Here is a 25,501-nt window from a genome sequence, read left to right as displayed (position 1 = left end):
CGAACTAGCGGGACTTCGTCTGTGTCTGTAGTCGGGTGTGAAGCGGTCTTTGAGTTGACACAGATCGATCGGCTGCAATCAGTCTTACTCGGACATCCATTCAGGGGCGACTCGCAGTTCCTCAGGGCCAAATGCGCGGCATGAGCAACATCGGTTCCGTCTTGAAGTCTGAGATCTCTCGCGTTGCGCGCAAGCAGAAATGGACAGCCTCAACAAACAAGCTCGCAGTATCCCAGCGAGATCGCCGACTTGACGCGCCAAGTAGCCGGGCGGCACAAGCAGCTCAACCAGTTAGCCCTCAGGCGAAGACCGCTTCGATGATCACCGCCGTCGACGATGCCGAGACGCCTCGTCGCTTCAGCGCCACTCGTTTTGCTGCCCAAAGGGCCGAGCTTGGCTTGTCTGGGGCTTTCTACGGAACGCTTGTGGGCATGAGCGGCGCTACCATTTATCTTTGGGAAAGCCGCGCGCCAACGAACAGCAGCTTCAGCGCTTGGTCGCAGTTCGCGCTCGGCAAGCGCACAGCTCTCGAGAAAGTGAATAAGTAGTCAGTCGACGCTGGACGACATGGAGTTGGCGTGCGGCGTGAGCAGCTACATGCTTCCTACGACAGCGGCTGATTTTCACAATTGGAGCGGCCTGCGCTTGACCGCTCTGTTGAACGCGCCGCCACGTCCAAACTTCACAAGCTTCCGCAAGTTCTGCTCCGACTCTCAACCAATTCGGCAGGGAGAGCGCTTGCTTGACCGCTCTCCCAATCGCACCAGCGACATGATGGTGATCGTCGCCCCTTCTTGACCGCACTGACCGACCATGCTGCTGTCCGCACCCCGGGGATTTGAGGTTTCGGCAGTTGTAACCGACCAGCGATTGGATGGAATTTTCCGACGGATGTTGATTAACCGCGACAGACCTCAATACTCCCCAACAAAGGGGACATGCCGCGCTAGCCTCTCCGCCGCGGCCACGCTCTTCGCCAAATCGCGCGGCATGTCCACGTTCCATACACCGGACCTCCTCTGGCCCGAAAGGCGCCTGTTCGTCGAAGCCCAGGGCCTCCAGGGCTGAGTGGCTAGCTAGGTATTTCCCCTAGCAGGCACCGCAAGAGTCCCCTACCGCGGGAGGCCATGTGCGCACGTGTTCAGAACTGAGAGAGAAAAGTTCAGGACTGATTGAGAATCGACATCACGATCTGCTCTTCAACGCGCGCGCTCTTGAAACCGGGCAAAACACCCTTATGATTAGCACTCGTCGAAGTTGAGTGCTAACAGCACCGCACTTCGCGATGCGGAGCCGGCACCATGCCGGCTTCGGACCAAACCCCCGTTTCTTATCAGGAGATGCAATGAAACTTCGTCCTTTGCACGATCGCGTGATCGTCAAGCGCATTGAAAGCGAAACCAAGACCGCCTCGGGCATCGTGATCCCCGACAACGCCGCGGAAAAGCCCGATCAGGGTGAAGTCCTGGCGGTCGGTCCTGGCAAGAAGAACGACAAGGGCGACCTCGGGGCGATGAGCGTCAAGGTTGGCGACCGCGTCCTCTTCGGCAAGTACAGCGGCCAGACCGTCAAGGTCGATGGCGACGAACTGCTGGTCATGAAGGAAGACGACCTGTTCGCAGTCGTCGAGAAGTAATTTCTCACCCTTCATCCCTCTCATCCAACTGAATCTCGGAGAAAACTCATGGCAGCAAAAGACGTAGTCTTCGGCGGCGAAGCCCGCGCGCGCATGGTCGAAGGTGTGAACATCCTCGCCAACGCAGTCAAGGTCACCCTGGGTCCCAAGGGCCGCAACGTGGTCCTCGAGCGCTCCTTCGGCGCCCCCACCGTGACCAAGGACGGCGTGTCCGTCGCCAAGGAAATCGAACTCAAGGACAAGCTCCAGAACATGGGCGCCCAGCTCGTGAAGGAAGTGGCCTCCAAGACTTCGGACAACGCCGGTGACGGCACCACCACCGCGACCGTGCTGGCACAAGCCATCGTTCGCGAAGGTTTCAAGCTGGTGGCTGCCGGCATGAACCCGATGGACCTGAAGCGCGGCATCGACAAGGCAGTGACCGCCCTGGTCGCCGAGCTGAAGAAGGCTTCCAAGGCCACCACGACCTCGAAGGAAATCGCGCAAGTCGGCTCGATCTCGGCCAACAGCGACGAAACCATCGGCAAGCTCATCGCTGACGCAATGGACAAGGTTGGCAAGGAAGGCGTGATCACCGTTGAAGACGGCAAGTCGCTCGACAGCGAACTCGACGTCGTCGAAGGCATGCAGTTCGACCGCGGTTACCTGTCGCCCTACTTCATCAACAACCCCGAAAAGCAAAGCGCGATTCTGGAAAACCCGTTCGTGCTGCTGTTCGACAAGAAGATCAGCAACATCCGCGACCTGCTGCCCACGTTGGAGCAAGTGGCAAAGGCCGGCCGTCCGCTGCTGATCATTGCCGAAGAAGTCGAAGGCGAAGCCCTGGCGACGCTGGTCGTGAACACGATCCGCGGCATCCTGAAGGTCGTGGCCGTCAAGGCACCTGGCTTCGGCGACCGCCGCAAGGCCATGCTCGAAGACATCGCCATCCTGACGGGCGGCAAGGTCATCGCTGAAGAAGTCGGCCTGACCCTCGAGAAGGTGACGCTGGCTGACCTCGGCCAAGCCAAGCGCATCGAAGTGGGCAAGGAAAACACCATCATCATCGACGGTTCGGGCGCCGCTGCCGACATCGAAGCCCGCGTGAAGCAAGTCCGCGTGCAGATCGAAGAAGCGACCAGCGACTACGACCGCGAAAAGCTGCAAGAGCGCGTGGCCAAGCTGGCCGGCGGCGTGGCAGTGATCAAGGTTGGCGCTGCCACCGAAGTCGAAATGAAGGAAAAGAAGGCTCGCGTCGAAGACGCCCTGCACGCCACCCGCGCTGCAGTGGAAGAAGGCGTGGTTGCCGGTGGTGGCGTGGCCCTGCTGCGCGCCAAGCAAGCCGTGGGCGACAAGCTCAAGGGCGACAACGCTGATCAGGACGCCGGTATCAAGCTGGTGCTCAAGGCCATCGAAGCGCCTCTGCGCGAGATCGTCAACAACGCCGGCGGCGAAGCCAGCGTGGTCGTGAACGCTGTGTTGGCCGGCAAGGGCAACTACGGCTTCAACGCCGCCAACGACACCTACGGCGACATGCTCGAACTGGGCATCCTGGACCCGACCAAGGTGACCCGCACCGCACTGCAAAACGCCGCTTCGGTTTCCTCGCTGCTGCTGACGACCGAAGCCATGGTCGCCGACGCACCGAAGGAAGAAGCCGGCGCTGGCGGCGGCATGCCAGACATGGGCGGCATGGGTGGCATGGGCGGCATGGGGATGTAATCCCGGCCCGGCTTCCAGCCAGTCCAAAAAGCCCCGAGGCGTGAGCCCCGGGGCTTTTTTTCGTCTGAAATGCGGCTCTCAGGTGCTCAGCAGAAAAGAAAACACGGCCCCTTTGTCGACACGCGGCAGCAAGCGGATGTCACTGCCATGCAGCTGGAGGATGCGCTTCACGATCACCAGCCCCAGCCCACCGCTTCGGCCTCCCGCCGACGAGAACATCGGCCGCGTGAAGATGGCGGTGCGAAGCTCGCTCGGAATACCCGGCCCGGTGTCGCTGATCTCGACCTGCACGCCGGCCTTGTCCTGGCGCAACTGCACCATGATCTCGCCGCCAGCGGGTGTGTGGCGGATGGCGTTGTCCAGCAGGTTGGTCAGCACGCGTTCGATCATGCCGAGGTCTGCCGACACGCCGGGCAGGTCCGGTGCAATGTCGGCCACCAGCCGTTGATGCCGCGCCTCGGCGGCCAGCTCGAACTTCTGGAACACGTCCTGCACAAGGTCAGCGAGCGCGAATTGCTCCTTCTCGAGTTTGACCACGCCATATTCCAGTCGCGCCAGTTCGAAGAGCTCCTGCGAAAGCCGGGTGACCTTGCGACTCTGTGCCAGCGCGATTTCGAGGTAACGGCGCCTTTCCGCCGTGTCGAGCGTGTCGGCCTTGATCAACAGCGTCTCGAGGTAGCCGTGCAGTGACGTCAGCGGCGTGCGCAGGTCGTGCGAGATGTTGGCGAACAGCTCGCGCCGCTGCTGGTCCTGCTGCGTGAGTTCGCGCCATTGCTCGGCGATTCGCCGCGTCATCTGCGCGAAGGCCTGGGCAAGCGTGGCGATCTCGTCTCCTCCGCGGCCGACGCGCTCGAACGCCGGTTCCACATCCTGGAGCGCCGCCACGCCATCGTTCTCGAACTTGCGCACCGCACCGGTCAACTCGCGCAAGGGCCGGGTGATGAGCCGAAAAGCCACCAATCCTGCAATCAGGCCCAGCAGGGCGACCAGCGCCACGGACCACAGTGTCGTGCGCAATACATTGCTCGCCACAGCGTCCGCCAGCAGCGCGTCACGCTCTTCGCCCGACAGGACCACGTAGACATAGCCGACCTCCTGCCCGCCCACCCGCAACGGCGCGGCGCTGAATACCTTGCGCGTGCCATTGCCGCGCGGATCGTCACCCAGGACCGGCAATGGCGCGCCGTCGAGCAACCGCCGTATCGGCGCCATATCGACGCGGTCGCGCTTCAGATGTCCGGGCGGGGCCGCCTGCCCTTGGATGCGGCCATCGAGCCCCAGCAGGTAAAGCTCGACGCTGGGATTCACGGCCATCAGCTTGTCGAAAAGGTCGCTCACCGCCGCAGGGTTGGGCCCGTCGCGCTCCATCAACGTCGAGTTCTCGGCAATGTGCGCAGCCAGGCCGAGCGAAAGCCGCTGCGTCACCTCCTGCTCGTAGCGGCTGCTCGCATGCATCTGCAGCCAGATCGAGGCACTGCAGCACGCCAGCAGCAGCACGGCAAAGACCACCGAGATGCGGCGCGACAAGCTTGCATGCAGGCTCATGGTCCGGCCTCCTGCGGCGCCAGCTTGTAGCCGCGCCCCCAGACGGTGAGGATGCAGCGCGGCTGCGACGGGTCAGCCTCGATCTTCATGCGCAGGCGATTGATGTGCGTGTTGACTGTGTGCTCATACCCGTCGTGCTGGTAACCCCAGACATGGTTGAGCAGGTCGAGCCGCGAGAACACCTTGCCCGGATGGCGCGCAAAGAAGTGCAGCAGATCGAACTCCCGCGGCGTGAGTTCGACAGGCTTGCCATCGACCTGCACTTCCCGGGCGACCGGATCGATGCCGAGGTTGCCGATGTCCAGCCGTCCTGCCTCCATTCGCGCATTGCGCGCCAGGGCGTCGGTGCGCCGCAGCAAGGCCCTGACCCGCGCCACCAGTTCCAGCACCGAGAACGGCTTGGCCAGGTAGTCGTCAGCGCCGAGTTCGAGGCCCAGGATGCGATGCACCTCGCTGGACCGCGCACTCGTGATGATGATCGGGGTATAGCGCGTCATGGCCCGCGCCCTGCGGCAGATTTCCAGCCCGTCCACGCCCGGCAGCATCAGATCGAGGATCAACGCGTCCCAGCTTCCGCGCTCCAGTTCGCGCAAGCCGGCATCGCCATCGGCGGCATGCGTGATGGCGTAGCCCTCGTCCTGAAGATGCATGCCCATCAGTTCGGCGATGTGCGCATCGTCCTCGACGATCAGAACGCGTTTGGCTGAGTCCATGAAAACGGATTGTGCGGCGATATCGGCGGCGCATTTATCACGATTAATTGAACTCTCCGTGATGAATCGGCCATGGGGTCCGCCCAAGAATCTGCCCCATGCAAAGCGAGTCCACTCCATCCGCTTCATCTGGCAAGGCACCCATCCACCCGCTGTGGATGCGCATCACGCACTGGCTCAATGCCCTGGYCGTGCTGGTGCTGGTCACGAGCGGCTGGCGCATCTACGACGCATCACCACTTTTCGGATTCGAGTTTCCTCCTTCGATCACCCTGGGCGGTTGGCTCGGCGGCGCGCTGCAGTGGCACTTTGCCGCGATGTGGCTGCTGGCGATCAACGGCCTGACCTATCTGGTGCTCAACGTGGCGAGCGGCCGGCTCTGGCGCAAGTTCTTCCCGCTGTCGCCGGCCGGCGTCTGGCGAGATGCGCTTGCGGCCTTGCGCGGCAAGCTGTCGCACGCGGACCCGCGGCGCTACAACAACGTGCAGCGCCTGGCGTATCTGTTCGTGATGGTCGACATTGCCGTGCTGGTGGTTTCCGGCTTGGTGCTATGGAAGTCAGTGCAGTTTGCGGGTCTGCGTGAACTGCTCGGCGGCTACGAGTTCGCCCGCCGCATTCACTTCTGCGCGATGGCCGCGCTGGTTGCCTTCGTCGCCGTCCATCTCGTGATGGTCGCGCTGGTCCCGCGAACGCTGCTCACGATGCTGGGCAGCCACAGCAAGGAGGCCGCATGAACTTCTTCAAGCGCACCCCCCAGGCCACTCTGGCCGACATCGACACCGATGCGGCTCTGGCCGAGGCGCGCAAGCTCATCGGCCGGCGGATCGAGCAGCCTGCGCGTCGCGCATTCCTGCAGCGTTCGTTGACACTCGGCGGACTCTCGCTGCTGAGCGGCTGCAGCATCAGCGACAACTCGACGGTCGAGGCTGCGCTCACCCGCATTTCACGTTTCAACGACGCGGCGCAAGGTTGGCTGTTCGATCCGAACCGGCTGGCGCCGACGTATCCCGAATCGATGATCACGCGGCCGTTTCCCTTCAACGCCTACTACGGCGAAGACGAGGTGCGCGAAGTGGCGGAGGACGGCTATAGGCTCGAAGTCACCGGCCTTGTGGCTGACAAGCGAAGCTGGACCTTGCCCGACCTGCGCGAAATGCCCCAGCAGGACCAAGTCACGCGCCACATCTGCGTTGAAGGCTGGAGCGCGATCGGCAAATGGGGCGGCGTCCGTTTCGCGGATTTCCTGCATCGCATCGGTGCGGACACCAGCGCCCGATATGTCGGCTTCAAGTGCGCCGACGACTACTACACCAGCATCGACATGCCGACCGCATTGCATCCGCAGACCCTGCTGACGCTCACCTACGACGGCCAGCCGCTTCCACCGAAGTACGGTTTTCCGATGAAGCTGCGCATGCCCACCAAGCTTGGCTACAAGAACCCGAAGCACATCCGGGCGATTTTTGTGACCAACACCTATCCCGGAGGCTACTGGGAAGACCAGGGCTACAACTGGTTCGGCGGCAGCTGAGTCGGCTTCGACTCGGCGCTGCTGAAAGCGTGCAGCGCTGTTCTCCGGAACCGCGCGCACTGAGACTTTGAAAAACTTAACAAGCTCGAAATTCACTCATACAAGGACACTGAAATGAACAAGCTCACCGCAACGCTCCTCGCCGGCTTCCTGGCCATCGGCTCGGCTTCCGCATTCGCGGCCGACGACATGAACAAGGACGCCATGTCCAAGGATGGAATGAAGAAAGATTCAATGGCCAAGGACGGTATGAAGAAAGAATCCATGGCGAAGGACAGCATGTCAAAGGACAGCATGTCAAAGGACGGCATGAAGAAGGATTCGATGTCGAAGGACGGCATGGCGAAAGACGGCATGGCCAAAGACGAAATGAAGAAGTAGCCTCGGTCTTCCGCCACCGAGGTTTCACCCAAGGAGCAGCACTGTCATGAAATCACCTTTTTCCATGGGCGCGGGATCGCGCATCTCGCTGACTCGGCGGCCCTTGTTGGCTGCACTGGCCCTCATCGCGGGGGCCGGGCTGTGGCATGTGGCACCCTCGCTCGCTGCGGAGGCCGCGGTCGTGATCCCGGCGCCGGCCGAAGACGCGTCCACCCCGCCAGGCACGACATCGGAAACCGCCGTGATCGCGGGCGGCTGCTTCTGGGGTGTGCAGGGCGTGTTCCAACACGTCAAAGGGGTGACGAGCGCCGTCTCCGGCTACGCGGGCGGCCAGCCATCGACGGCCAAATACGACGAGGTCGGCTCAGGCCGCACCGGCCATGCCGAATCGGTCCGGATCACCTTTGATCCTCGACAGATCAGCTACGGACGGCTGCTGCAGATTTACTTTTCCGTGGCGCACAACCCGACCGAGCTGAACCGCCAAGGCCCCGACACCGGCACCCAGTACCGCTCGACCATCTTTGCCGCCAATGCCGAGCAGGCGCGCGTCGCCAAGGCATACATCGCGCAGCTCGACAAGGCAAAGATCTACGGCAAGCCAATCGCCACGACTGTCGAAACGCTCAAGGGCTTCTATCCGGCCGAGGCGTACCACCAGGACTTCATGACGCGCAACCCCGACCATCCGTACATCGCCTTCAACGATCTGCCGAAGGTCGAGAACCTGAAACGGGTCTTTCCGGACAGCTATCGCGCCAAACCCATGCTGGTGGGTTCGGGCGCCTGAAAAGCGTTTGTCAGATGCTGGCCGGCAGGGGCTCGGGCGGTGGACCGTAGAGGTTGGATTCGGGCTGGCTCGGCTGAACCATGAAGTACAACAGCACGAGCGAGCCCACCACCGGAATCAGCCCGAGCAGCAAAAACCAGGCGGACCTGCCCACGTCATGCAGGCGACGCGCACCGGCCGCCAGCATCGGCAGGATGAAGGCAAGGACCACCAGCAAGTTGACGTATTCGTGGATGAAGCCGGTGACAAAGGCCAGGATGAAGTAGGCCAGGAAGAACCACCAATACTCGGGACGCGATGCGCGGCCGGAAAAATCGACGTACTTGCGAAAGCAGGTCTGTACGGCCTGTTGAAAGTTCATGAACGACTCCTCTTGTTGATTCCCACGGGAAAACCCCGCGGTCATCATATCGAGCAGTCCGCGTCAATGGCTCTGCCGCAGCCTTCCGAGCAGGCCGGCTGTGGACGCATCCAGCCCATCGACATTGCCCGATGCCAGGCGGGGCTCGATGTCCTTGGCCAGGACCTTGCCGAGCTCGACGCCCCACTGGTCGAAGCTGTTGATGCCCCAGACCGAACCGCTGGTGAACACGCGATGCTCGTAGAGCGCCAGGAAAGCACCGAGTGACTCAGGCGTCAGCTTGTCCAGCACGAAGAAGGTGCTGGGCCGATTGCCCGGGAAGTTCTTGTGCCCGCCCGCATCGCTCTGGCCGACCATGAGTGCCTGCGCCTGGGCCAGCGCATTGGCGAGCAGCTTCGGGTGATGTCCTTCGAGGTCATGCGCCGGGTCGCGCACTGCGAGAAAGTCCAGCGGGATCACGTCCGTGCCCTGGTGCAGCATCTGGAAATAAGCATGCTGCCCGTTGGTGCCCGGCTCGCCCCAGAGCACGGGCGACGTACCGAACGTCACCGGTTTGCCTTCCATGTCCACCTGCTTGCCGTTGCTCTCCATTTCGAGTTGCTGCAGATAGGCCGGGAGGCGCTTGAGCGAACTGTGATACGGCGCAATGCAACGGCTGGTGAAGCGATGAAAGTCGCGATACCAGACGTCGAGCAGGCCAAGCCGCGCCGGCAGGTTCTGGTCCAGTGGCGCGGTGCGGAAGTGCTCGTCCATCGCGTGTGCGCCAGCCAGCAGGCTGCGAAAGCCTTCGGCGCCGATGGCCAGTGCGATCGGAAGCCCGATCGATGACCAGAGCGAATAGCGTCCGCCGACCCAGTCCCAAAATCCGAAGGTCGTCTCGATGCCGAATTCGCGCGCCGCGGCGACATTGGTGGTCAGCGCGGCGAAATGGCGCGCGATGTCAACTCCGCCGGATTGCTCGAACCACCGCTTCGCCGACTTGGCGTTGGTCATGGTCTCGGCGGTGGTGAACGTTTTCGAGGCAATCAGGAACAGCGTGTGCTCGGGCGCAAGCCCCCGAAGCACGCCGGCGAGTTCATGGCCGTCGACATTCGAGACAAAATGAAAACGCTTGCCCGGCGCAACATCGGCCTCCAGCGCAAGAACGGCCATCTGCGGGCCCAGGTCCGACCCGCCGATGCCGATGTTCACCACGTCAGTGATGGTGTTGTCGGCGCGGATCGATTCCGCGAAATCGAGCATCGCCGTCAACGTGGTCTGCACCTCCTTGAAGGCGCCAGCCAGCTTGGCGGGAGGCGGCGATGACGCGGGCCTGCGCAGCAGCGTATGAAGCACCGCGCGGTCTTCGGTCGCGTTGATGTGGTCGCCCGCGAACATCGCGTCCCGATGCGCCTCCAGACCGGTTTGGCGCGCCAGGGCCATCAACAGTTGCTCGGCGCGCGCGTCGATCAGGTTCTTCGACAGATCGGCAAAGACGCAGGGCGCCGACTGGCTCAAGGTCTCGAAGCGCTTGGGATCAGCAGCAAACGCCCGACGCAGGTCGAAGCCCTTGCCGCTCGCTTCGTAGTGCGCATGGAGCTCAGTCCAGGCGGCCGTCCGATCGCCGCGAGTGCGCGTCATGCGGTCTCCATGAGTTTTTCGAGTTTGACCGCGTCCGCTGCAAAGGCGCGAATGCCTTCGGCGAGCTTTTCGGTAGCCATCGCGTCTTCGTTCAGTGCAAAGCGGAACGAGGGCTCGTCGAAGGTGACTTTCTGGGCATTACTCTGTTGTGCGGCTTCGGCGTCCAGAGCGTGTTTGAGCGGCGCCTCGCTGGCCGCCAGTTCCCCCAGCAGTTCGGGGCTGATGGTGAGCAGATCGCAGCCCGCGAGCGCAGCGATCTGCCCCACGTTGCGGAAGCTGGCGCCCATCACTTCCGTCGCGATGCCCTGCTTCTTGTAGTAGTCGAAGATCTGCCGCACGGACTTCACCCCCGGGTCATTGGCACCCGCGTTGGCCGCCTCATCCCATTTGGCGCCGGCCGATTTCTTGTACCAGTCGTAGATGCGGCCGACGAAAGGCGAGATCAATTGAACCTTGGCTGCCCCGCAAGCCACCGCCTGCGGGAATGAAAACAGAAGCGTCAGGTTGCAGCGGATGCCCTTCTGTTCGAGTTGGCGCGCGGCCTCGATGCCTTCCCATGTCGAGGCAACCTTGATGAGCACGCGCTTCTCCACGTCGACGCCTTCGGCGCGGTAGAGCGCGACGATGCGCTCGGCCCGCGCCATGGTGGCTTTCGTATCGAAGCTCAGCCGCGCATCGACTTCGGTCGAGACGCGGCCAGGAATGATCGAGAGGATCTCGGTTCCGAAGCGCACCAGCAGCCGATCGATGACTTCGTCGATGGGCTTGCCCCCGCGCTTCTTCACCACCTCGTCCAGCAGCGGACGATAGTCGGCCTTCTGCACCGCCTTGAGGATCAGCGACGGATTGGTCGTCGCGTCTCGCGGTTTGAACTGGGCCAGTTGACGGAAATCACCGGTGTCGGCGACCACGGTGGTCCATTGACGGAGGGCATCGAGTTGGTTCATCGGATCATTATCCCGCTGCAAAACTACAGGCCGTGTCGTCCATGACTGACGTAGGGTGGTTCGATCCGTAACTATTCTTCGGCCTTTGTCGACTCGCCCAAGGGAGAAAAGCCATGGCTATTCGCAACCGCCGCGCCCCACCGCCAGCCGCCTTCGACGACCGCGCCCACAGCGCCTCGATCGGCACGCTGGCAGCCGCTTTCTGCGTTGGCGGCGCGCTGACGCTGCTGGCGATGACGAACCCTCGCAGCGCGCGCGGCGAAGCCGTCGCCGGACCGCCGGATGGCGCACCGCTCATGCGTGCGCCGCTCCAGGTGGTGGCACCGGTCGACCTCAAGCGCTATGCGGGCCTCTGGCATGAACAGGCCCGCCTTCCGAACCGGTTCGAAAAGCAATGCACGGGGGCGGTCACCGCCGAATACAACCTGCGCGAAGACGGCACCATGGAGGTGCGCAACCGCTGCATGCTGGCGGACGGCAAGTTCGAAGAATCGGTCGGTTTGGCCCGTGTGGTGCCGGTCGCCGGCCAACCGGGCGCGGGCCGGCTCGAAGTGCGCTTCGCACCCGACTGGCTTGCCTGGCTGCCGATGGTTTGGGGCGACTACTGGATCCTGAAGCTCGATCGCGACTATCAGGTGGCTCTGGTCGGCACGCCCGACCGCAAGTACCTCTGGGTGCTGTCGCGCGCGCCCACGCTGGATGAAGCGTCGCTTCGGGCCGAACTGGACTATGCCCGCACGCTCGGTTTCGACGTGGACAAGGTCGTCTTCACCGGCAAATAGGCTTCGACCTGCGCCGGCAGTTCGGTCGGCCGCTGGCAGTGGATCGCCTTCCAGCCGAGTTCGCGCGCGGCCAGGACATTCGGAAGCGAATCGTCGATGAAGAGGGTGTCTGCCGCCACCAGCGCGTAGCGCTCCGTGAGCAAGTCGTAGATCTCGCGCTGCGGCTTGATGAGCTTGACGTCGCCCGAAAAGATGCCGCCGTCGAACCAGTGGAAAAACGCGTGGCGGTATTCGAGCACGCGCGCATAAGGCTCGGGCATGTTCGACAGGTAGTAAAGGCGCAAGTCCTCGCCGGCATCGCGACGATCGCGCAGGCTCGCAAGAAGATTGACCGTGACCGCGATCGGCTCCAGCCTTTCGCCGATGGGCGCAAGGACGTTGCTGAGCCGGTCGGCAGGCAGCGACAGCCGCAACGCCATGCGGCCGATCGCATCGTCGAGCGTGTGCGTGCCGCGATCGAAACCCAGCCAGTCCTCGTGATGAAACATCTGGACCGCCAGGGCGTGCGCTGCATCGGCAGTGGGTGCATGAGGCGCGAGTTGCGTCTGCACCAGGGCGACGGGCTCCCAAGTCAAGAGAACCGCGCCAAGATCAAAAACGACATGGGTGGTCATAGGGCGGCAGGCACGATGGAAACTCCGTGGTTCGTCAGGGAAAGGGTCGTCTCCGCGCCGGCGGCCAGAGGGTGCGCCAGATCGGTGGAAATGACGAACACCGAGCCGAGCGCGGTATCGAAAGCATATTCGTAGAAATTGCCCAGGAACGCAGCCTTGCGAAGGGTCGCCGCAAGCCCGACCGCCGCGCCGATATACCAAGCCTCCGGCCGCACCGCGACTTTTACGATCCCGGGCGCGATGGCGGGGCGCGGGGTCAAGGTCAGCGGACCCATCTGCACGCGCCCGTCGGGTTGCGCGAGCGCCGGGAACACCATGGCCTCACCCATGAAGCCGGCGACGAACTCGCTCTCCGGCTGGCCATAGAGCTGCTCGGGCGTACCGCGCTGTGCGATGACGCCGTGGTCCATCACGATCACCTGGTCGCTGACGGCGAGCGCTTCGCTCTGGTCGTGCGTGACATAGGCGACGGTGAGCTTCAATCGCTGCTGCAGATTGCGGATCTCCTCGCGCATCTCGCGGCGCAGACGGGCGTCGAGATTGCTCAGGGGCTCGTCGAAGAGCAGCACGGCAGGCTCCAGCACCAGTGCTCGCGCGAGCGCCACGCGTTGTTGTTGACCGCCGGACAGCTCGCTGGGCAAGCGCTGGTCGAAACCCACCAGCCCCACGCCCTTGAGCATTTCGCGCGCGCGGCCGGCGGCCTCGTCCTTGCGCACGCCGCTCGTCCTCAATCCGTAGCTCACGTTCTCGATCACGTTCATGTGAGGAAAGAGCGCGTAGCTCTGGAACATCATGCTCACGTTCCGATCGGCCGGGCCGAGCGCGGTGACGTCGCGGCCGCCCATGAAGATCGAGCCGGAAGTCGGCGATTCGAGCCCCGCAATCATCCGCAGGATGGTCGTCTTGCCGCAGCCGGAGGGGCCGAGAATCGTCGTCAGCGTTCCCGCGGGCACATCGAAACTGATGCCTTTCGCAGCGAGCGGCGCGCGCGAGTCGCCTCCGTAGCGCTTGGTGATGTCGCGAAGTTCGATGCCGTTGCTCATGAATGCTTTCTCAGGGTACTGCCGGGACAATGACCGGAGCGCCTACCCGCCTGCGCCCCAGCTTGCGCTCACCGACGATCCATTGCACCAGCGCGACGGCGATCGCCATCAGGATCATCAGTACCGTGCAGTAGGCAAGCGCGACACCGTAGTCGCCATTGCCGACACGGCCAATGATGTAGGTCGTCGCCAGTTCGTTCTCGGCCGTGACGAGAAAGATCACCGCGCTGACGGTGGTCATCGCGCGCACGAAACTGTAGACCAGCGCGGCAACCAGCGCCGGCTTCAGCAAAGGCAGCACGACCTTGAAAAGCGTCTGCGACGTCGAGGCGCGCAGCATCAATGAAGCCTCGTCGAGCGAACGGTCGATCTGCCTGAACGCCGCCGTTCCGGCGCGCACGCCGACCGGCAGGTTCCGAAACATGAAGCACAGCACGATGATGAGCCCGGTGCCCGTCAGCTCGAGCGGCGGCACGTTGAAGGCCAGGATGTAGCTCACGCCCAGCACCGTGCCCGGGATGGCAAAGGCAAGCAGCGCTGCGAATTCGAAAGCGCCTTGCCCCTTGAACTCATTGCGCGCCAGCAGCCACGCGATCAGCAGGCCCAAGCCTGCCGTCAATGGTGCGGAGATGCCGGCCAGCTTCAGGGTGGTGATCAACGAATTCCACGCGGTACCTGCCCAGACGATGCCGAACTGTCCCCATTCGAGCGCGAAGGCAGTCCTGAAATGATTCAGCGTCAGCGTGTAGTCGCGCCCCCAGGTCTGCACGAAGCCGCCCGCGAAGGCGAAGAGATAGACCACGAGCGTGAAAGCGATCCACGGCAGTGCGACGCAATAGATGGTGCGCCGAACACCGTCGGGCAAGGCCATGGCGATGCCGGAGTCGCCCTTTCCGCTCACTGTCGTGTAGTTGCGCTTGCCCAGCACGCCGCGTTGAATCGCAAACACCGCCAGCGCGAACAGCGTCAGCACCCAGGCGAGCGATGCGGCGCGGCCCTGGTCGTATTGCGCGCCGACGATGGCGAAGAAGATGTCGGTCGAGAGCACCGAGAACTGGCCGCCCACCACGATCGGGTTGCCGAAGTCCGCAATGCTTTCAATGAAGCCGACGAGAAACGCATTCGCGAGTCCCGGCTTGAGCAAAGGCAGCGTGACGGTGAAGAAGGCCCGGCGACGGTCCGCGCGAAGCATCAGCGCCGCCTCTTCGAGGTTCGGCGAGACACCCTGGACAACGCCACGCATGATCATGAAAGCGATCGGCGTGAAAGCGAAGAGCTGCGCCACGAGCACGCCCGGCATGCCGTAGAACCAGCGCGTCGGCTCGACGCCAAAGGTGCTTTCGAGCAACTGGTTCACGACGCCCGCGCGACCGAACAACAAGATCAGCCCCAGCCCGACGACGAAGGGCGGCGTGACGATGGGCAGCAGCGCCAGCAGCCGCAACGGTGCCTGCCAGCGCCGGCTGCCGCGCTCGGACATCAGCGCCATCAACGTGCCGAGGAATGTCGTGCCCGCGGCCGTGAGCAGGGCCAGCGCGAGCGTGTTCCAGGCGACTCCGCAGCGAACGCCGCCGGCGAGGCAACCCAGTCCCCAGACTCGTTCGGTGCCGATGCGCGCAGCGAACGCCGCGATCGACCAGCGGCCGTCTTCATCGAGAAAGGCCCCGGCCAGTGCCTTGGCCACCGGATAGGCGATGAACAGCGCCATCAGCACGCCGCAGGCGACCACCGCGCCGGAAACGAAAAGATCGCCCTTGAAGAACCCCATCCGCGCCAGTCCGAACGCCGCCAGCAGGATGAGCGCGGATATGGCCACGAAGCCGCCGGCGCCGATTCCGAACTGATGGACCGGCAGTTCACCGAACTGCGCCTCCAGGATCGGAAGCGTCCAGCCCTTGGCACCGATGAGGAAGCCGCTGAGCGCAAGCCCGATGGCGCCGACTGCGCCGCCCACCAGCAGCATGCGGCCCTGCGCCCGGCCGGCGCGCAGCAGCCCGCCCAAGGCGCACAACGCCAGGCCAATGAGCCCGATGTAGAGCCAGGTGCGGCCCTGCAAGGCCGCCTGCATCACGCCATCAGCGGCTTCGCCTTCATTCAGGACCTGCGGGAACACCTCGTACCAGGCGGTGTCCTGAATCGCATACCAGGGCAGCGCAACATAGCCGATCAAACCGGCCGCAATGCATGCCCAGATGGATCGGTTGGGGCTGCGGCGCACGTTGGAGGTCGCGTACACGCTAGCGCGGCAGCGAGTTGACGTCCTTTTCCCAACGCGCGATCAAGCGCCGGCGCTCGGCGCTGGCGCCGTACTTCGCATAGTCGTAGTTGATCATCTTGATCTTCTTGAAGTCCGGCACGTTCGGGTCCACCGGCGTCGCCTTGTTCGAGGGCAGTTGATACTGCTTGGCCGCCGCCCCGAAAGTCTGGGCTTGCGGCGTGAGCGCCCATTCGTAGAACTTCTTGGCCTGGTCAAGGTTGCGCGCGCCTTTCACGATGCTCATCGAGCCAATCTCGGCGCCCGTGCCCTCCGAAGGCGTTGTCGTCTCGACGGGGAAGCCCTGCATCTTTTCCTGCGGCGCGTCATGCACGAAGCTGATCGACACCGCCGTCTCGCCACGAGCGACCGCCTTGATCGGGCCCGTTCCCGAACGCGTGTATTGGCCGACGTTGCGATGCAGTCCCTTGAGATATTCGAAAGCCTTGTCCTCGCCCATCAACTGCACGAGCGTGGCGATCATCGTGTAGGCGGTGCCGCTCGATGCCGGATTGGCCACCTGGATGTCGCCCTTGTATTCGGGCTTCAGCAGATCGGCCCAACTGCGTGGCACGCCCAGCTTCTTTTTCTGGACGAGCTCGGTGTTGTAGCCAAAGCCCAGCGGGCCCGAATAGATGCCCACCGTTCGGTAGCCCGACTGCTGGGCCTGCTGCTGTGCCCATGGATAAAGTTGCGGGAGCGTGGGCGACTTGTATTCGAGCGTGAGGCCCAGTTCGGCCGCCTGCAGGTGCGGGTCGCCGGTGCCACCGAACCAGACGTCGGTCTTGGGGTTCTCCTTCTCGGCGATCAGCTGGGCAAGCGCTTCGCCGGAGCCCTTCAGCGACATGTTGAGCTTGACGCCCGTGGTGCGCGCATACACCGTGGCGATCATGTTGCACCACTCGGCCTGTACAGAACAAATCACATTGACCGTCTGGGCAGACGCAGCGCCCGACGCAGCGATCAAGACGGTCGCAATGGCCGCGCTCACGAGTTTCTTCTTCATCCGGACCTCGTTTAAAAATAGAAAAAGGCCCCAAGGGGCCGCCTGCAGCTTAGCGCGGCGTCAGCTGCGAGCGGATCGGTACAAGTACCATTCGCTCGGCAAGCTGCATGCTCGCGCTTTACTACCCATAGGGATGTATCCATGAGTTTCGATCTCGTTCTTTTTGGCGGCACCGGCGACCTCGCATGGCGAAAGCTGATGCCTGCCTTGTTCCAGGCTTTTCGGCACGGCAGCCTGCCCGAGGGCGGACGCATCATCGGCGTTGCGCGCGACGACCTGAGCGACGACGGCTACCGCGAACTGATCCAGTCGCGCTTCCAGGCGGTCGAAGGCGCCAAGCGGCCGACGCCGGAGGAGTTCAAGAAGTTCGCCTCGCTGCTGTATTTCCAGCGCATGGACCTTTCGAAGCCTGCCGACTACGACATGCTCGCCACGCTTCTGAAGACTCGCAATGCGGACACGGTGGTGATGTATCTCGCGACGGCGCCGGCGCTCTTCACGCAGGTGGTCGAGCAGATCGCCGCGGCCGGGCTGAACGGGCCGCACACGCGCCTCGTGCTCGAAAAACCGCTCGGGCATGACCTCGCATCCAATCGCGCAATCAACCAGGCGGTGCGCAACGTCCTGCAGGAACAGCAGGTGTTTCGCATCGACCACTACCTTGGCAAGCCGGCGGTGCAGAACCTCTTCGCGATGCGTTTCGGCAATGCGCTGTTCGAGCCCATCTGGCGGCGCGAGCACATCGCCAACATCCAGATCACGATCGCGGAGGACCTGGGCGTCGAAAAGCGCGGCGCCTTCTACGACCAGACCGGCGCACTGCGAGACATGGTTCAGAACCACGCGCTGCAACTGGTCTGCGCGATCGGCATGGAGCCGCCCATCAACGCACACGCCGACGCGATCCGTGACGAAAAGCTCAAGGTGCTGCGCTCGCTCAAGCCGTGGACTTCCGAAGACATCGGCCTGCATGCGATTCGCGGCCAGTACGTCGCGGGCACCGCGTATGGAGAGCGCGTGAAGGGCTACCGCGACGAGCCAGGCGTCGACCCCGAAAGCCGCACCGAGACCTTCGTGGCGCTGCGCACCGAAATCGAGAACTGGCGCTGGGCAGGCGTGCCGCTCTATATCCGCACCGGCAAGCGGCTGGCCTCACGCGACGCGCGCATCGAAGTCAACTTCCGCCAGACGCCGCATGCGATCTTCCGTGCACCCGCCAATTCGGTGAACAAGCTCGTGATCAACCTGCAGCCCAAGGACGGCCTCGAGCTGCACATGCTCGCGCAGGCACAGGACAGCCGCCAGCGCAACGGAAGCCGCCACGCCGCGCCCCAGCTCGCCCCGGTACAGCTCGATCTCGATTTCGACAAACGATTCGGCGCCGAGCGCGTGGGTGCCTACGAGCGGCTGCTGCTCGATGTGATCGCCGGCCGGCTGAACCTCTTCGTGCGCAGCGACGAGCAGGAAGAAGCCTGGCGCTGGGTCGAGCCTCTGATCGACAGCTGGTCGTCCGACGGAGCGCCCCGCCCCTATGCGGCGGGCACCTGGGGCCCCAGCGCGTCGAGCGCAATGATTGCCCGCGACGGCTATTCGTGGGGCGAGGAGCAATAAGCCGGTCCGGAATAGCCAGGCCGCGAGCCTATCCCCTGCCTTCTTCTACGGCGTGGCAGGCCACCTGCACGCCTCGAAGCGTCTGAAGCTTCGGCCGTTCGATCCTGCAGCGCTCGTTGGCCAGCGGGCAACGCGGATTGAAGGTGCAACCCGAGGGCGGATTGAGCGGGTTCGGCACCTCGCCCTGCACCGGCGTGCGTGAACGGCCCACGTGCTTCATCTGCGGGATGGCATCGAGCAGCATGCGCGTGTAAGGGTGCTGCGGTGAGGCAAAGAGCTTGTGCTTGTCCGCGATTTCGACCAGCCGCCCAAGGTACATCACCCCCACCTGATCGGCCACATGGCGCACGACCGCGAGGTTGTGAGAGATGAAGAGGTAGGTCAGGCCCCGCTCGCGCTGCAGGTCCTTCATGATGTTGAGCACCTGCGCCTGCACGCTCACATCGAGCGCGGAGGTCGGCTCATCGCACACCAGAAACTCGGGTTGCGTCGCCAGCGCACGCGCGATCGAGATGCGCTGGCGCTGCCCTCCGGAAAACTGGTGCGGGTACTTCACCATGTCCAGCGGGCTCAGGCCGACCGACTTGAGCAGTTCACCCACGCGCGCCTTCAATTCCGGCCCTTCCTTCAGGATGCCGTGCTCGCGCAGCGGTTCGCCGACGATGTCCTCCACGATCCAGCGCGGGTTGAGGCTCGCGTACGGATCCTGAAAGATCATCTGGATGCGCCGCCGAAGCGCCTGGCTTCCGCTGCTGCGGTAGACCGCGTGTACGTCCTGCCCGTCGAAACGCATGCCGCCCTGCGAAGGCTCGTAGAGGCCCACCAGGAGCCGCGCCACAGTGCTCTTGCCGCATCCGGATTCACCGACGAGCGCCAGCGTCTTGCCGCGCTCGATCGAGAAACTCACCCCATCGACCGCCCGCAGCAGCACGCGCGGCTTGCGCTCCATCACACGGTTGAGCCATGGCGGAGAGACATCGAAGCTCTTGGCGAGGTCGTTCGCCTGTACCAACGCACTCATGCGGTCTCTCCGTAGGCTGGCTGTGCGGTGTTCGTCGCATGCAGCCAGCAGGCGGCGCGCGTGGCGCCCGCGTTCATCAGATCCGGCCTTTCGGCCAGGCAGCGGTCGAAAACGCGCGGACAGCGCGGGTTATAGGCGCAGCCCTTGGGAATCGCATTGAGCCGAGGCATGGCGCCGTCGATCTGGTTCAGGCGCTCGCGGTCCATCGTCATGTCGGGGATGGAGGCCATGAGGCCGCTCGTATAGGGATGCGCCGGCTGATGAATGACTTCCTGCACCGGGCCGACTTCGGCGATCCGGCCTGCGTACATCACGGCCACCCGATCGCAGGTCTCGGCGATCACGCCCATGTCGTGCGTGATCAGCATCACGGCCGCGCCGCGCTCCTTGCAGATGCCCTTGAGCAACTGGATGATCTGCGCCTGGATCGACACATCCAGTGCCGTGGTCGGTTCGTCTGCGACGATCAGCTTCGGCTCGGCCGCCAGCGCGAGCGCAATCACCACGCGCTGGCGCATGCCGCCGGAGAACTGATGGGGATAGTGATCGATGCGCTGCGCGGCGCCCGGGATGCCGGTGTCTTCCAACAGGCCGATCGCGCGGCGTCGCGCTTCGTGCTCGGTCACCGGCAGATGGGTGCGGATGGTCTCCGTCAGCTGCCGTCCGATGGTGTAGAGCGGATTCAGCGACGTCAGCGGATCCTGGAAGATCGCGCCGATCTTGCGGCCGCGAATGTGCCGCATCGCGTCGTGCCCGAGGTTGTCGATGCGCTGTCCTTCGAGCCGGATCTCGCCGCCGGCAATGCGACCCGGCGGTTCGAGCAAGCCGATGATCGCCGCGCCCGTGAGCGACTTGCCCGCGCCGGACTCGCCGACCACGCCGAGAATCTCGCCGGGCGCAATGTCGAATGAAATGTCGTCGATCGCACGCAGCGTGCCGCGGCGATGCGGAAACTCGACGACCAGATTGCTGACTTGCAGGAGAGTCATCGGAAGTACCGCGTCAACGGAGTTTGGGATTGAGTGCGTCTCGAAGCCAGTCCCCGAGCAGGTTCACGCTCAGCGCGATCAGCACCAGCATCAGCCCCGGAAAGACCGTGATCCACCATTCGCCGGAGAAGAGATAGTCGTTGCCGGTGCGAATCAGCGTGCCCAGCGACGGCGAGGTCGGCGGCACGCCCACGCCCAGAAACGACAGCGTTGCCTCGGTGATGATCGCCGTCGCAACCTGGATCGTCGCGAGCACCATCACCGGCCCTGTCACATTGGGCAGCACGTGCCGCAGCATGATGCGCAGCCGCGAGACACCCGTGACGCGCGCGGCCTGCACGTATTCCTTGTGGCGCTCGACCAGCGTGGAGCCCCGCACCGTCCGCGCATATTGCACCCAGCCGGTCAGCGATATCGCGAGGATGAGCACGCCAAACGCGACGGGACCATGCGCTTCAGGAAAAAGCGCGCGACCAACGCCGGCGATCAGAAGCGCAACCAGGATCGCCGGAAACGACAGCATCACGTCGCAAAGCCGCATCAGGATGGCATCGAGCCAGCCGCCGAAGAAGCCGGCAATCAGCCCCAGCAAGACACCGACAACCATCGACAGCATCACGGAGACCAGGCCGACCACGAGCGAAATGCGCGCGCCGTACATCACCGCGGAGAGGATGTCGCGCCCTTGATCGTCGGTGCCGAGCAAATACTTTCGCGTGCCCTCCGCAGTCCATGCCGGCGGCAGGCGCGCGTCGCCGAGTTCGAGCACCGCGAGGTTGAAGGGATCGTGCGGGGACACCCAGTTGGCGAAGACCGCGCAGAAGAGGCAGGCAAAGGCGATCAGGGCCGCGAACATCGCAACGGGTGAGTTGCGAAAGCTATGGCCGACGTCGCTGTCGAGCCAACTGGCGATTCTCTTGTTCATCGTGGAGAGTGAAAGCGTGAAAGCGGGGTCCGCCGCGGCGGACCCCAGGCGCTCGAATCGAGCCAGGCGTCAGGGTTGCTGCTGCGCCTTGATGCTCATCCACTTGAAGAACATGAAGTTGTCGGCAAGCTGCGTGAGCTCCACCTTCTTGCTCACACCCCATGCGAGCGATTGCTGGTGCAGCGGCAGGTGCCCGACGTCGTCCGCATGAATCTTGAACGCTGCCTTGATCAGTTCGTTGCGCTTGGTCTTGTCGGTCTCGGACTGGATCTGCTTGGTGATCTCGTCCAGCTTCGGATTGCAATAGGCCCCGAGGTTGAACTGGCCGGCGCCCTTGTCGTCCGGACAGGCCATCAGCGAACTGAGTGCGTTGTGCGAGTCATAGGTGGTCGGCGTCCAGCCGAGCATGTAGAAGCTGGTGTCGCGGCGCAGCACCTTCGGGAAATAGCTGCCCTTGGTTTCGGCGATGAGGTTGATCTTGACGCCGATGCGGGCGAGTCCCGCGGCGACGCTCTGGCAGATCTGCGCGTCGTTCACGTAGCGGTCGTTCGGGCAGTTCATCGACACTTCGAAGCCATTGGGATAGCCCGCGTCCGCCAGCAGCTTCTTGGCGGCATCGACGTCGTAAGGCAGGCGCTTGTCCTGCTCGGCGGTCCAGCCGTTGACGCCCGGGCCGACCAGCAGCGCCGTCGGCCGCGATGCGCCGCGCATCACGGTGCGCTGAATGCCTGCGATGTCGATGGCCTGGTAGAAGGCCTGGCGCACGCGCTTGTCCTTGAACGGGTTCTTGCCCTTGACGTTCGAATAGAGGAGTTCGTCGCGCTTCTGGTCCATGCCGAGGAAGATGGTTCGCATCTCCGGGCCGGTGATGACACGCGCACTGGGGCTTGCGTTGATGCGGGCGATATCCTGCACAGGCACGGGCTCCATCACGTCGACTTCGCCGGAAATGAGCGCAGCGACGCGCGTGGCCGGATTGGCGATGGGCGTGAAGACGATCTCCTGCGCGTTGCCTTCGATCTTGCCCCAGTAGGTGGGATTGCGGACAAACACGGTTCGCACGTCCGGCTGGCGCTCGCGCACGCGGTACGGGCCCGTGCCGTTGGCCTTGAAGGAAGCGGTGTTCTCGATGCCCTTTCGCTTGTCGACCGGCTTCGCGGCGCCGTTCTCCTCGCACCACTTCTTGCTCATGATCATGGTGAGCGTGATCACGTCCGGCAGGATCGGCAATGGCCCGTTCGTCTCCATCTCCACGGCGTAGTCGCCCACCTTGCGCACTTCCTTGATGTCGCTCAGCGTGGCCTTCATGTCCGAGCCCTCGCCCTTCGCGCGTGCAAAGGTGAACACGACGTCATCGGCGGTGAACGGCGTGCCGTCATGAAACTGCACGCCCTTTCGCAGTTCGAAGCGCCACACGTTCGGCGCGGTCTGCTTCCAGCTCGTCGCGAGCAACGGTGCCAGGCTCAAGTCCTTGTTCCGGCCGACGAGCGGCTCGTAGGCATTGGCGGTGACGCTCAGTTGCAGCGATTCATTGAGTGAATGCGGGTCGAGAGAAAGTGCATCCCCCTGGTTTGCGACACGGATGGTTTGAGCACCGGCCACAAGGCTCGTCGCCGTCAGCACGGACAGGATCGCTGCCGCGATCACGCTTTTCTTCAGACTCATGAGAAGCTCCTCGGGGTTGGAAAGGATCAAGAGGCCGTCTGGGCCAACTTGTTTCTGGATTTGCCGGCCGTCGTCGCGGCCAGCGGCATGCCCTGCTCGATCAGTCCCGCATGCAATGCGGCGCCGAGCGGCAGGATCTCGTCATTGAAGTCATACCGGCTGTTGTGCAGAAACGCGCCGCCCCTGGCGTCCTGCCCGATGCGCAGATAGGCACCCGCCTTTTTCTGCAGCATGAAGGAGAAATCCTCGGCGCCCATGCTCGGCTCCATGTTGCGCTCAACGTTGTGCGCGCCGACCAGCGATTGCGCGACGTCGCCGGCAAACTGAGCTTCCGGCGCGGTGTTGATGGTTGCGGGGTAGATGCGCTCGAACTTCACTTGCGCGGTCGCGCCGAAGCCGGCCGCGACGGCGCTGCACAGTTCGGCAAGCCGCTGCTCCACCTGCTCCTGCACGCGCGAACTGAAGGTCCGCACCGTCCCCACGAGCGTTGCCTTTCCGGGCACCACGCTCATGGCACCGAGATCGCCGGCGCTCACCGCGCAGATGCTGATCACGGCGGCATCGATGGGCCGCACGTTGCGCGACACGATGCTCTGCACCGCCGTGATGATGTGCGCGGACACCACCACCGGATCGACGGTGAGATAGGCGTGCGCACCATGCCCGCCCTTGCCTGTGACCTCGATCGTGATGCGGTCCGCCGCGGCCATCATGGCGCCGCGATTGATGCCGACAGTGCCTGCGGGCATGCCGGGCCAGTTGTGCATTGCATACACCGACTGCACCGGAAAGCGATCGAAGAGGCCGTCCTCGATCATCACGCGCGCACCGGCAAAGCCTTCTTCGCCCGGTTGGAAGATCAGCACGGCGGTGCCGTCGAAATTGCGTGTTTCCGCGAGATAGCGTGCCGCACCTACGAGCATCGTCGTGTGCCCGTCATGGCCGCAGCCATGCATGAGCCCCTTCTTGGCCGAGCGCCATGCGAAATCGTTGTCTTCGCACATCGGCAATGCGTCCATGTCGGCGCGCAGTCCGATCATGCGGCCGCTGGCCGTCGAGTTGCCGCGGACCACACCCACCACGCCCGTCTTGCCGATGCCGGTATGGATCTCGTCGACGCCACAGGCGCGCAGGGCTTCGGCGACGCGGCCCGAGGTGTAGATCTCCTCGAAACCGAGTTCGGGATGCGCGTGCAGATCGCGGCGGAATGCGGTGATCTCGGGATAGAAGCGGGCAATGTGCGCGAACGCTCTTCCGGCCGCTTGCAGACGTGGCTCAGTCATCAATGTGCTCCAGCATTACCGACACGCAATCGCGGATCGACCACAAAGTAGAGCAGATCGACCACAAGATTGATGACGACAAAGATAAGCGCGATCAGGCAAAGATACGCGGCCATCACCGGGATGTCGGCAAAGGTGACCGCCTGAATGAAGAGCAGGCCCATGCCGGGCCACTGGAACACCGACTCGGTGATGATCGAAAAGGCGATGAGCCCGCCCAGCTGAAGTCCAGTGATCGTCATCACGGGCACCAGCGTGTTCTTGAGCGCGTGCCCGAAGTGGATCGACCGATCGGAAAGGCCCCGTGCGCGTGCGAACTTGATGTAGTCGGTGCGCAGTACCTCGAGCATCTCGGCGCGCACGAGACGCATGATCAGCGTGAGCTGGAAGATGGCGAGTGTTGCAGCGGGCAACACGATGTGAATCCAGCCGTCCCTGCTGAGAAGGCCGGTGCTCCACCAGCCGAGCCGCACGGTCTCGCCGCGCCCGAAGCTGGGGAACCATCCGAGCAGCACCGCAAAGACGAGGATCAGCAGGATGCCGATGAGAAAGGTCGGCAGCGAGACGCCCAAAAGAGAGAGCGTCATGAACATCTGGCTCATGAAGCTGCCGCGCCGCAGCGCGGCGTAGACACCCATCGGAATGCCGATGACGAGAGCGAGGACCGCAGCGACCATGGACAGCTCGAGCGTGGCCGGAAAGCGCTCTGCGATGAGCCGCGAGACCTTCGCGCCTTGGCGGAGACTCAGTCCGAATTCACCCTGTGCGGCGTTGACAAGGAAGTGCCAGAACTGCACGAAAAACGGCTGGTCGAGCCCCAGGGCGGCGCGCAGTTCGCGAATCTGCTGGGGCTTTGCGTCCTGCCCGAGCAAGAACACGACCGGGTCGCCCACGTACTGGAAAAGAAGGAAGGCGATGAAGGCAACCGCGACCATGACGATCACGGCCTGGATCAACCGGCGCAATATGAAAGCGATCATTCAACAGACGAAATGTTCATTCATGCTAGCAGAGCAAAGTGCATGCCCAAGCAGGAGTTCCCCGAGGTCCGCACCATGAAAAAAGCCACCCGACTTTCGTCGG

At 63.6% G+C, this 25,501-nt stretch carries 24 protein-coding genes; 9 read left to right on the top strand and 15 right to left on the bottom strand.

All coding sequences use genetic code 11. The features are described from left to right. Positions 1 to 317 precede the first annotated feature (317 nt). The 3 genes from AC1DMA_RS19620 (at position 318) to groL (ending at position 3,337) form a co-directional block, all read left to right on the top strand. On the top strand, positions 318 to 548 hold the full coding sequence (locus AC1DMA_RS19620; protein ID WP_478125378.1) for a helix-turn-helix domain-containing protein: 231 nt from the start codon (positions 318 to 320) through the stop codon (positions 546 to 548). Between the two features lie 797 nt (positions 549 to 1,345). Next, positions 1,346 to 1,636, top strand: coding sequence for a co-chaperone GroES (gene groES / locus AC1DMA_RS19615; protein ID WP_340341724.1), 291 nt, complete (start codon positions 1,346 to 1,348; stop codon positions 1,634 to 1,636). Positions 1,637 to 1,684: 48 nt separating this feature from the next. Beyond that, positions 1,685 to 3,337, top strand: a complete 1,653-nt coding sequence (gene groL / locus AC1DMA_RS19610; protein WP_478125377.1) for a chaperonin GroEL — start codon at positions 1,685 to 1,687, stop codon at positions 3,335 to 3,337. Between the two features lie 78 nt (positions 3,338 to 3,415). On the opposite strand, the gene AC1DMA_RS19605 is transcribed toward groL, so the two are convergent. Then, on the bottom strand, positions 3,416 to 4,882 hold the full coding sequence (locus tag AC1DMA_RS19605; protein ID WP_478125376.1) for a sensor histidine kinase: 1,467 nt from the start codon (positions 4,880 to 4,882) through the stop codon (positions 3,416 to 3,418). Next, entirely contained in the window at positions 4,879 to 5,595 is a 717-nt protein-coding gene (locus AC1DMA_RS19600) for a response regulator transcription factor (protein ID WP_478125375.1), read from the bottom strand. Before AC1DMA_RS19600 ends, AC1DMA_RS19605 begins: the two co-directional genes overlap by 4 nt. 98 nt (positions 5,596 to 5,693) lie before the next feature. On the opposite strand from AC1DMA_RS19600, the gene AC1DMA_RS19595 reads away from it, so the two are divergent. The 4 genes from AC1DMA_RS19595 to msrA all read left to right on the top strand — a co-directional run bounded on the left by AC1DMA_RS19595 (position 5,694) and on the right by msrA (position 8,297). Beyond that, positions 5,694 to 6,329 carry a cytochrome b/b6 domain-containing protein gene (locus tag AC1DMA_RS19595; protein ID WP_478145275.1) on the top strand — a complete coding sequence of 212 codons (636 nt, stop codon included), beginning with the start codon at positions 5,694 to 5,696 and terminating at the stop codon, positions 6,327 to 6,329. Further along, entirely contained in the window at positions 6,326 to 7,126 is an 801-nt protein-coding gene (locus tag AC1DMA_RS19590; protein WP_478145274.1) for a molybdopterin-binding protein, read from the top strand. The genes AC1DMA_RS19595 and AC1DMA_RS19590 overlap by 4 nt, the downstream gene beginning before the upstream one ends. Positions 7,127 to 7,240: 114 nt before the next feature. Beyond that, positions 7,241 to 7,507: a pentapeptide MXKDX repeat protein gene (locus tag AC1DMA_RS19585; RefSeq protein WP_478145273.1), complete on the top strand. Its 267-nt coding sequence runs from the start codon at positions 7,241 to 7,243 to the stop codon at positions 7,505 to 7,507. 46 nt (positions 7,508 to 7,553) lie between these two features. Then, entirely contained in the window at positions 7,554 to 8,297 is a 744-nt protein-coding gene (gene msrA, locus AC1DMA_RS19580) for a peptide-methionine (S)-S-oxide reductase MsrA (RefSeq protein WP_478125371.1), read from the top strand. Between the two features lie 10 nt (positions 8,298 to 8,307). On the opposite strand, the gene AC1DMA_RS19575 is transcribed toward msrA, so the two are convergent. The 3 genes from AC1DMA_RS19575 to tal all read right to left on the bottom strand — a co-directional run bounded on the left by AC1DMA_RS19575 (position 8,308) and on the right by tal (position 11,225). Further along, positions 8,308 to 8,658, bottom strand: coding sequence for a DUF805 domain-containing protein (locus AC1DMA_RS19575; protein WP_478125370.1), 351 nt, complete (start codon positions 8,656 to 8,658; stop codon positions 8,308 to 8,310). A 63-nt stretch (positions 8,659 to 8,721) separates the two neighbouring features. Continuing rightward, positions 8,722 to 10,278 (bottom strand): glucose-6-phosphate isomerase, encoded by a 1,557-nt coding sequence (pgi, locus tag AC1DMA_RS19570; RefSeq protein ID WP_478145272.1) that lies wholly within the window; start codon positions 10,276 to 10,278, stop codon positions 8,722 to 8,724. Next, positions 10,275 to 11,225, bottom strand: a complete 951-nt coding sequence (gene tal / locus AC1DMA_RS19565) for a transaldolase (RefSeq protein ID WP_478145271.1) — start codon at positions 11,223 to 11,225, stop codon at positions 10,275 to 10,277. The genes pgi and tal overlap by 4 nt, the downstream gene beginning before the upstream one ends. Before the next feature lie 113 nt (positions 11,226 to 11,338). On the opposite strand from tal, the gene AC1DMA_RS19560 reads away from it, so the two are divergent. Beyond that, entirely contained in the window at positions 11,339 to 12,007 is a 669-nt protein-coding gene (locus AC1DMA_RS19560) for a lipocalin family protein (protein ID WP_478145270.1), read from the top strand. Here the strand turns inward: AC1DMA_RS19560 and AC1DMA_RS19555 are convergent. The 4 genes from AC1DMA_RS19555 to AC1DMA_RS19540 are packed head-to-tail and all read right to left on the bottom strand — an operon-like array spanning position 11,953 to position 16,924. Next, positions 11,953 to 12,582 carry an HAD-IA family hydrolase gene (locus AC1DMA_RS19555; protein ID WP_478145269.1) on the bottom strand — a complete coding sequence of 210 codons (630 nt, stop codon included), beginning with the start codon at positions 12,580 to 12,582 and terminating at the stop codon, positions 11,953 to 11,955. The genes AC1DMA_RS19560 and AC1DMA_RS19555 overlap by 55 nt on opposite strands. 35 nt (positions 12,583 to 12,617) lie before the next feature. Further along, positions 12,618 to 13,664 (bottom strand): ABC transporter ATP-binding protein, encoded by a 1,047-nt coding sequence (locus tag AC1DMA_RS19550; protein ID WP_478145268.1) that lies wholly within the window; start codon positions 13,662 to 13,664, stop codon positions 12,618 to 12,620. Between the two features lie 10 nt (positions 13,665 to 13,674). Next, the gene (locus AC1DMA_RS19545; protein WP_478145267.1) at positions 13,675 to 15,900 is read right to left on the bottom strand and encodes an ABC transporter permease; all 2,226 of its coding nucleotides are present in this window, start codon (positions 15,898 to 15,900) and stop codon (positions 13,675 to 13,677) included. A gap of 1 nt (position 15,901) precedes the next feature. Next, positions 15,902 to 16,924, bottom strand: a complete 1,023-nt coding sequence (locus AC1DMA_RS19540; protein ID WP_478145266.1) for an ABC transporter substrate-binding protein — start codon at positions 16,922 to 16,924, stop codon at positions 15,902 to 15,904. Between the two features lie 141 nt (positions 16,925 to 17,065). Here AC1DMA_RS19540 and zwf point away from each other — a divergent pair, with 141 nt between their 5' ends. After that, entirely contained in the window at positions 17,066 to 18,535 is a 1,470-nt protein-coding gene (gene zwf / locus AC1DMA_RS19535) for a glucose-6-phosphate dehydrogenase (RefSeq protein WP_478145265.1), read from the top strand. Between the two features lie 28 nt (positions 18,536 to 18,563). On the opposite strand, the gene AC1DMA_RS19530 is transcribed toward zwf, so the two are convergent. The 6 genes from AC1DMA_RS19530 to AC1DMA_RS19505 all read right to left on the bottom strand — a co-directional run bounded on the left by AC1DMA_RS19530 (position 18,564) and on the right by AC1DMA_RS19505 (position 25,398). After that, positions 18,564 to 19,556, bottom strand: coding sequence for an ABC transporter ATP-binding protein (locus AC1DMA_RS19530; protein WP_478145264.1), 993 nt, complete (start codon positions 19,554 to 19,556; stop codon positions 18,564 to 18,566). Continuing rightward, positions 19,553 to 20,545 carry an ABC transporter ATP-binding protein gene (locus AC1DMA_RS19525; RefSeq protein ID WP_478145263.1) on the bottom strand — a complete coding sequence of 331 codons (993 nt, stop codon included), beginning with the start codon at positions 20,543 to 20,545 and terminating at the stop codon, positions 19,553 to 19,555. The genes AC1DMA_RS19530 and AC1DMA_RS19525 overlap by 4 nt, the downstream gene beginning before the upstream one ends. Positions 20,546 to 20,558: 13 nt before the next feature. Beyond that, positions 20,559 to 21,470: an ABC transporter permease gene (locus AC1DMA_RS19520; RefSeq protein WP_478125359.1), complete on the bottom strand. Its 912-nt coding sequence runs from the start codon at positions 21,468 to 21,470 to the stop codon at positions 20,559 to 20,561. Positions 21,471 to 21,539: 69 nt separating this feature from the next. Next, on the bottom strand, positions 21,540 to 23,135 hold the full coding sequence (locus tag AC1DMA_RS19515) for an ABC transporter substrate-binding protein (RefSeq protein WP_478145262.1): 1,596 nt from the start codon (positions 23,133 to 23,135) through the stop codon (positions 21,540 to 21,542). 26 nt (positions 23,136 to 23,161) lie between these two features. After that, on the bottom strand, positions 23,162 to 24,418 hold the full coding sequence (locus AC1DMA_RS19510) for a M20 aminoacylase family protein (protein WP_478145261.1): 1,257 nt from the start codon (positions 24,416 to 24,418) through the stop codon (positions 23,162 to 23,164). Then, positions 24,418 to 25,398, bottom strand: a complete 981-nt coding sequence (locus AC1DMA_RS19505) for an ABC transporter permease (protein WP_478125356.1) — start codon at positions 25,396 to 25,398, stop codon at positions 24,418 to 24,420. Before AC1DMA_RS19505 ends, AC1DMA_RS19510 begins: the two co-directional genes overlap by 1 nt. Between the last annotated feature and the right edge of the window lie 103 nt (positions 25,399 to 25,501).

Source organism: Variovorax sp. 05N34 (assembly GCF_056397405.1).
This window is presented reverse-complemented; position numbering and strand designations above follow the sequence as displayed.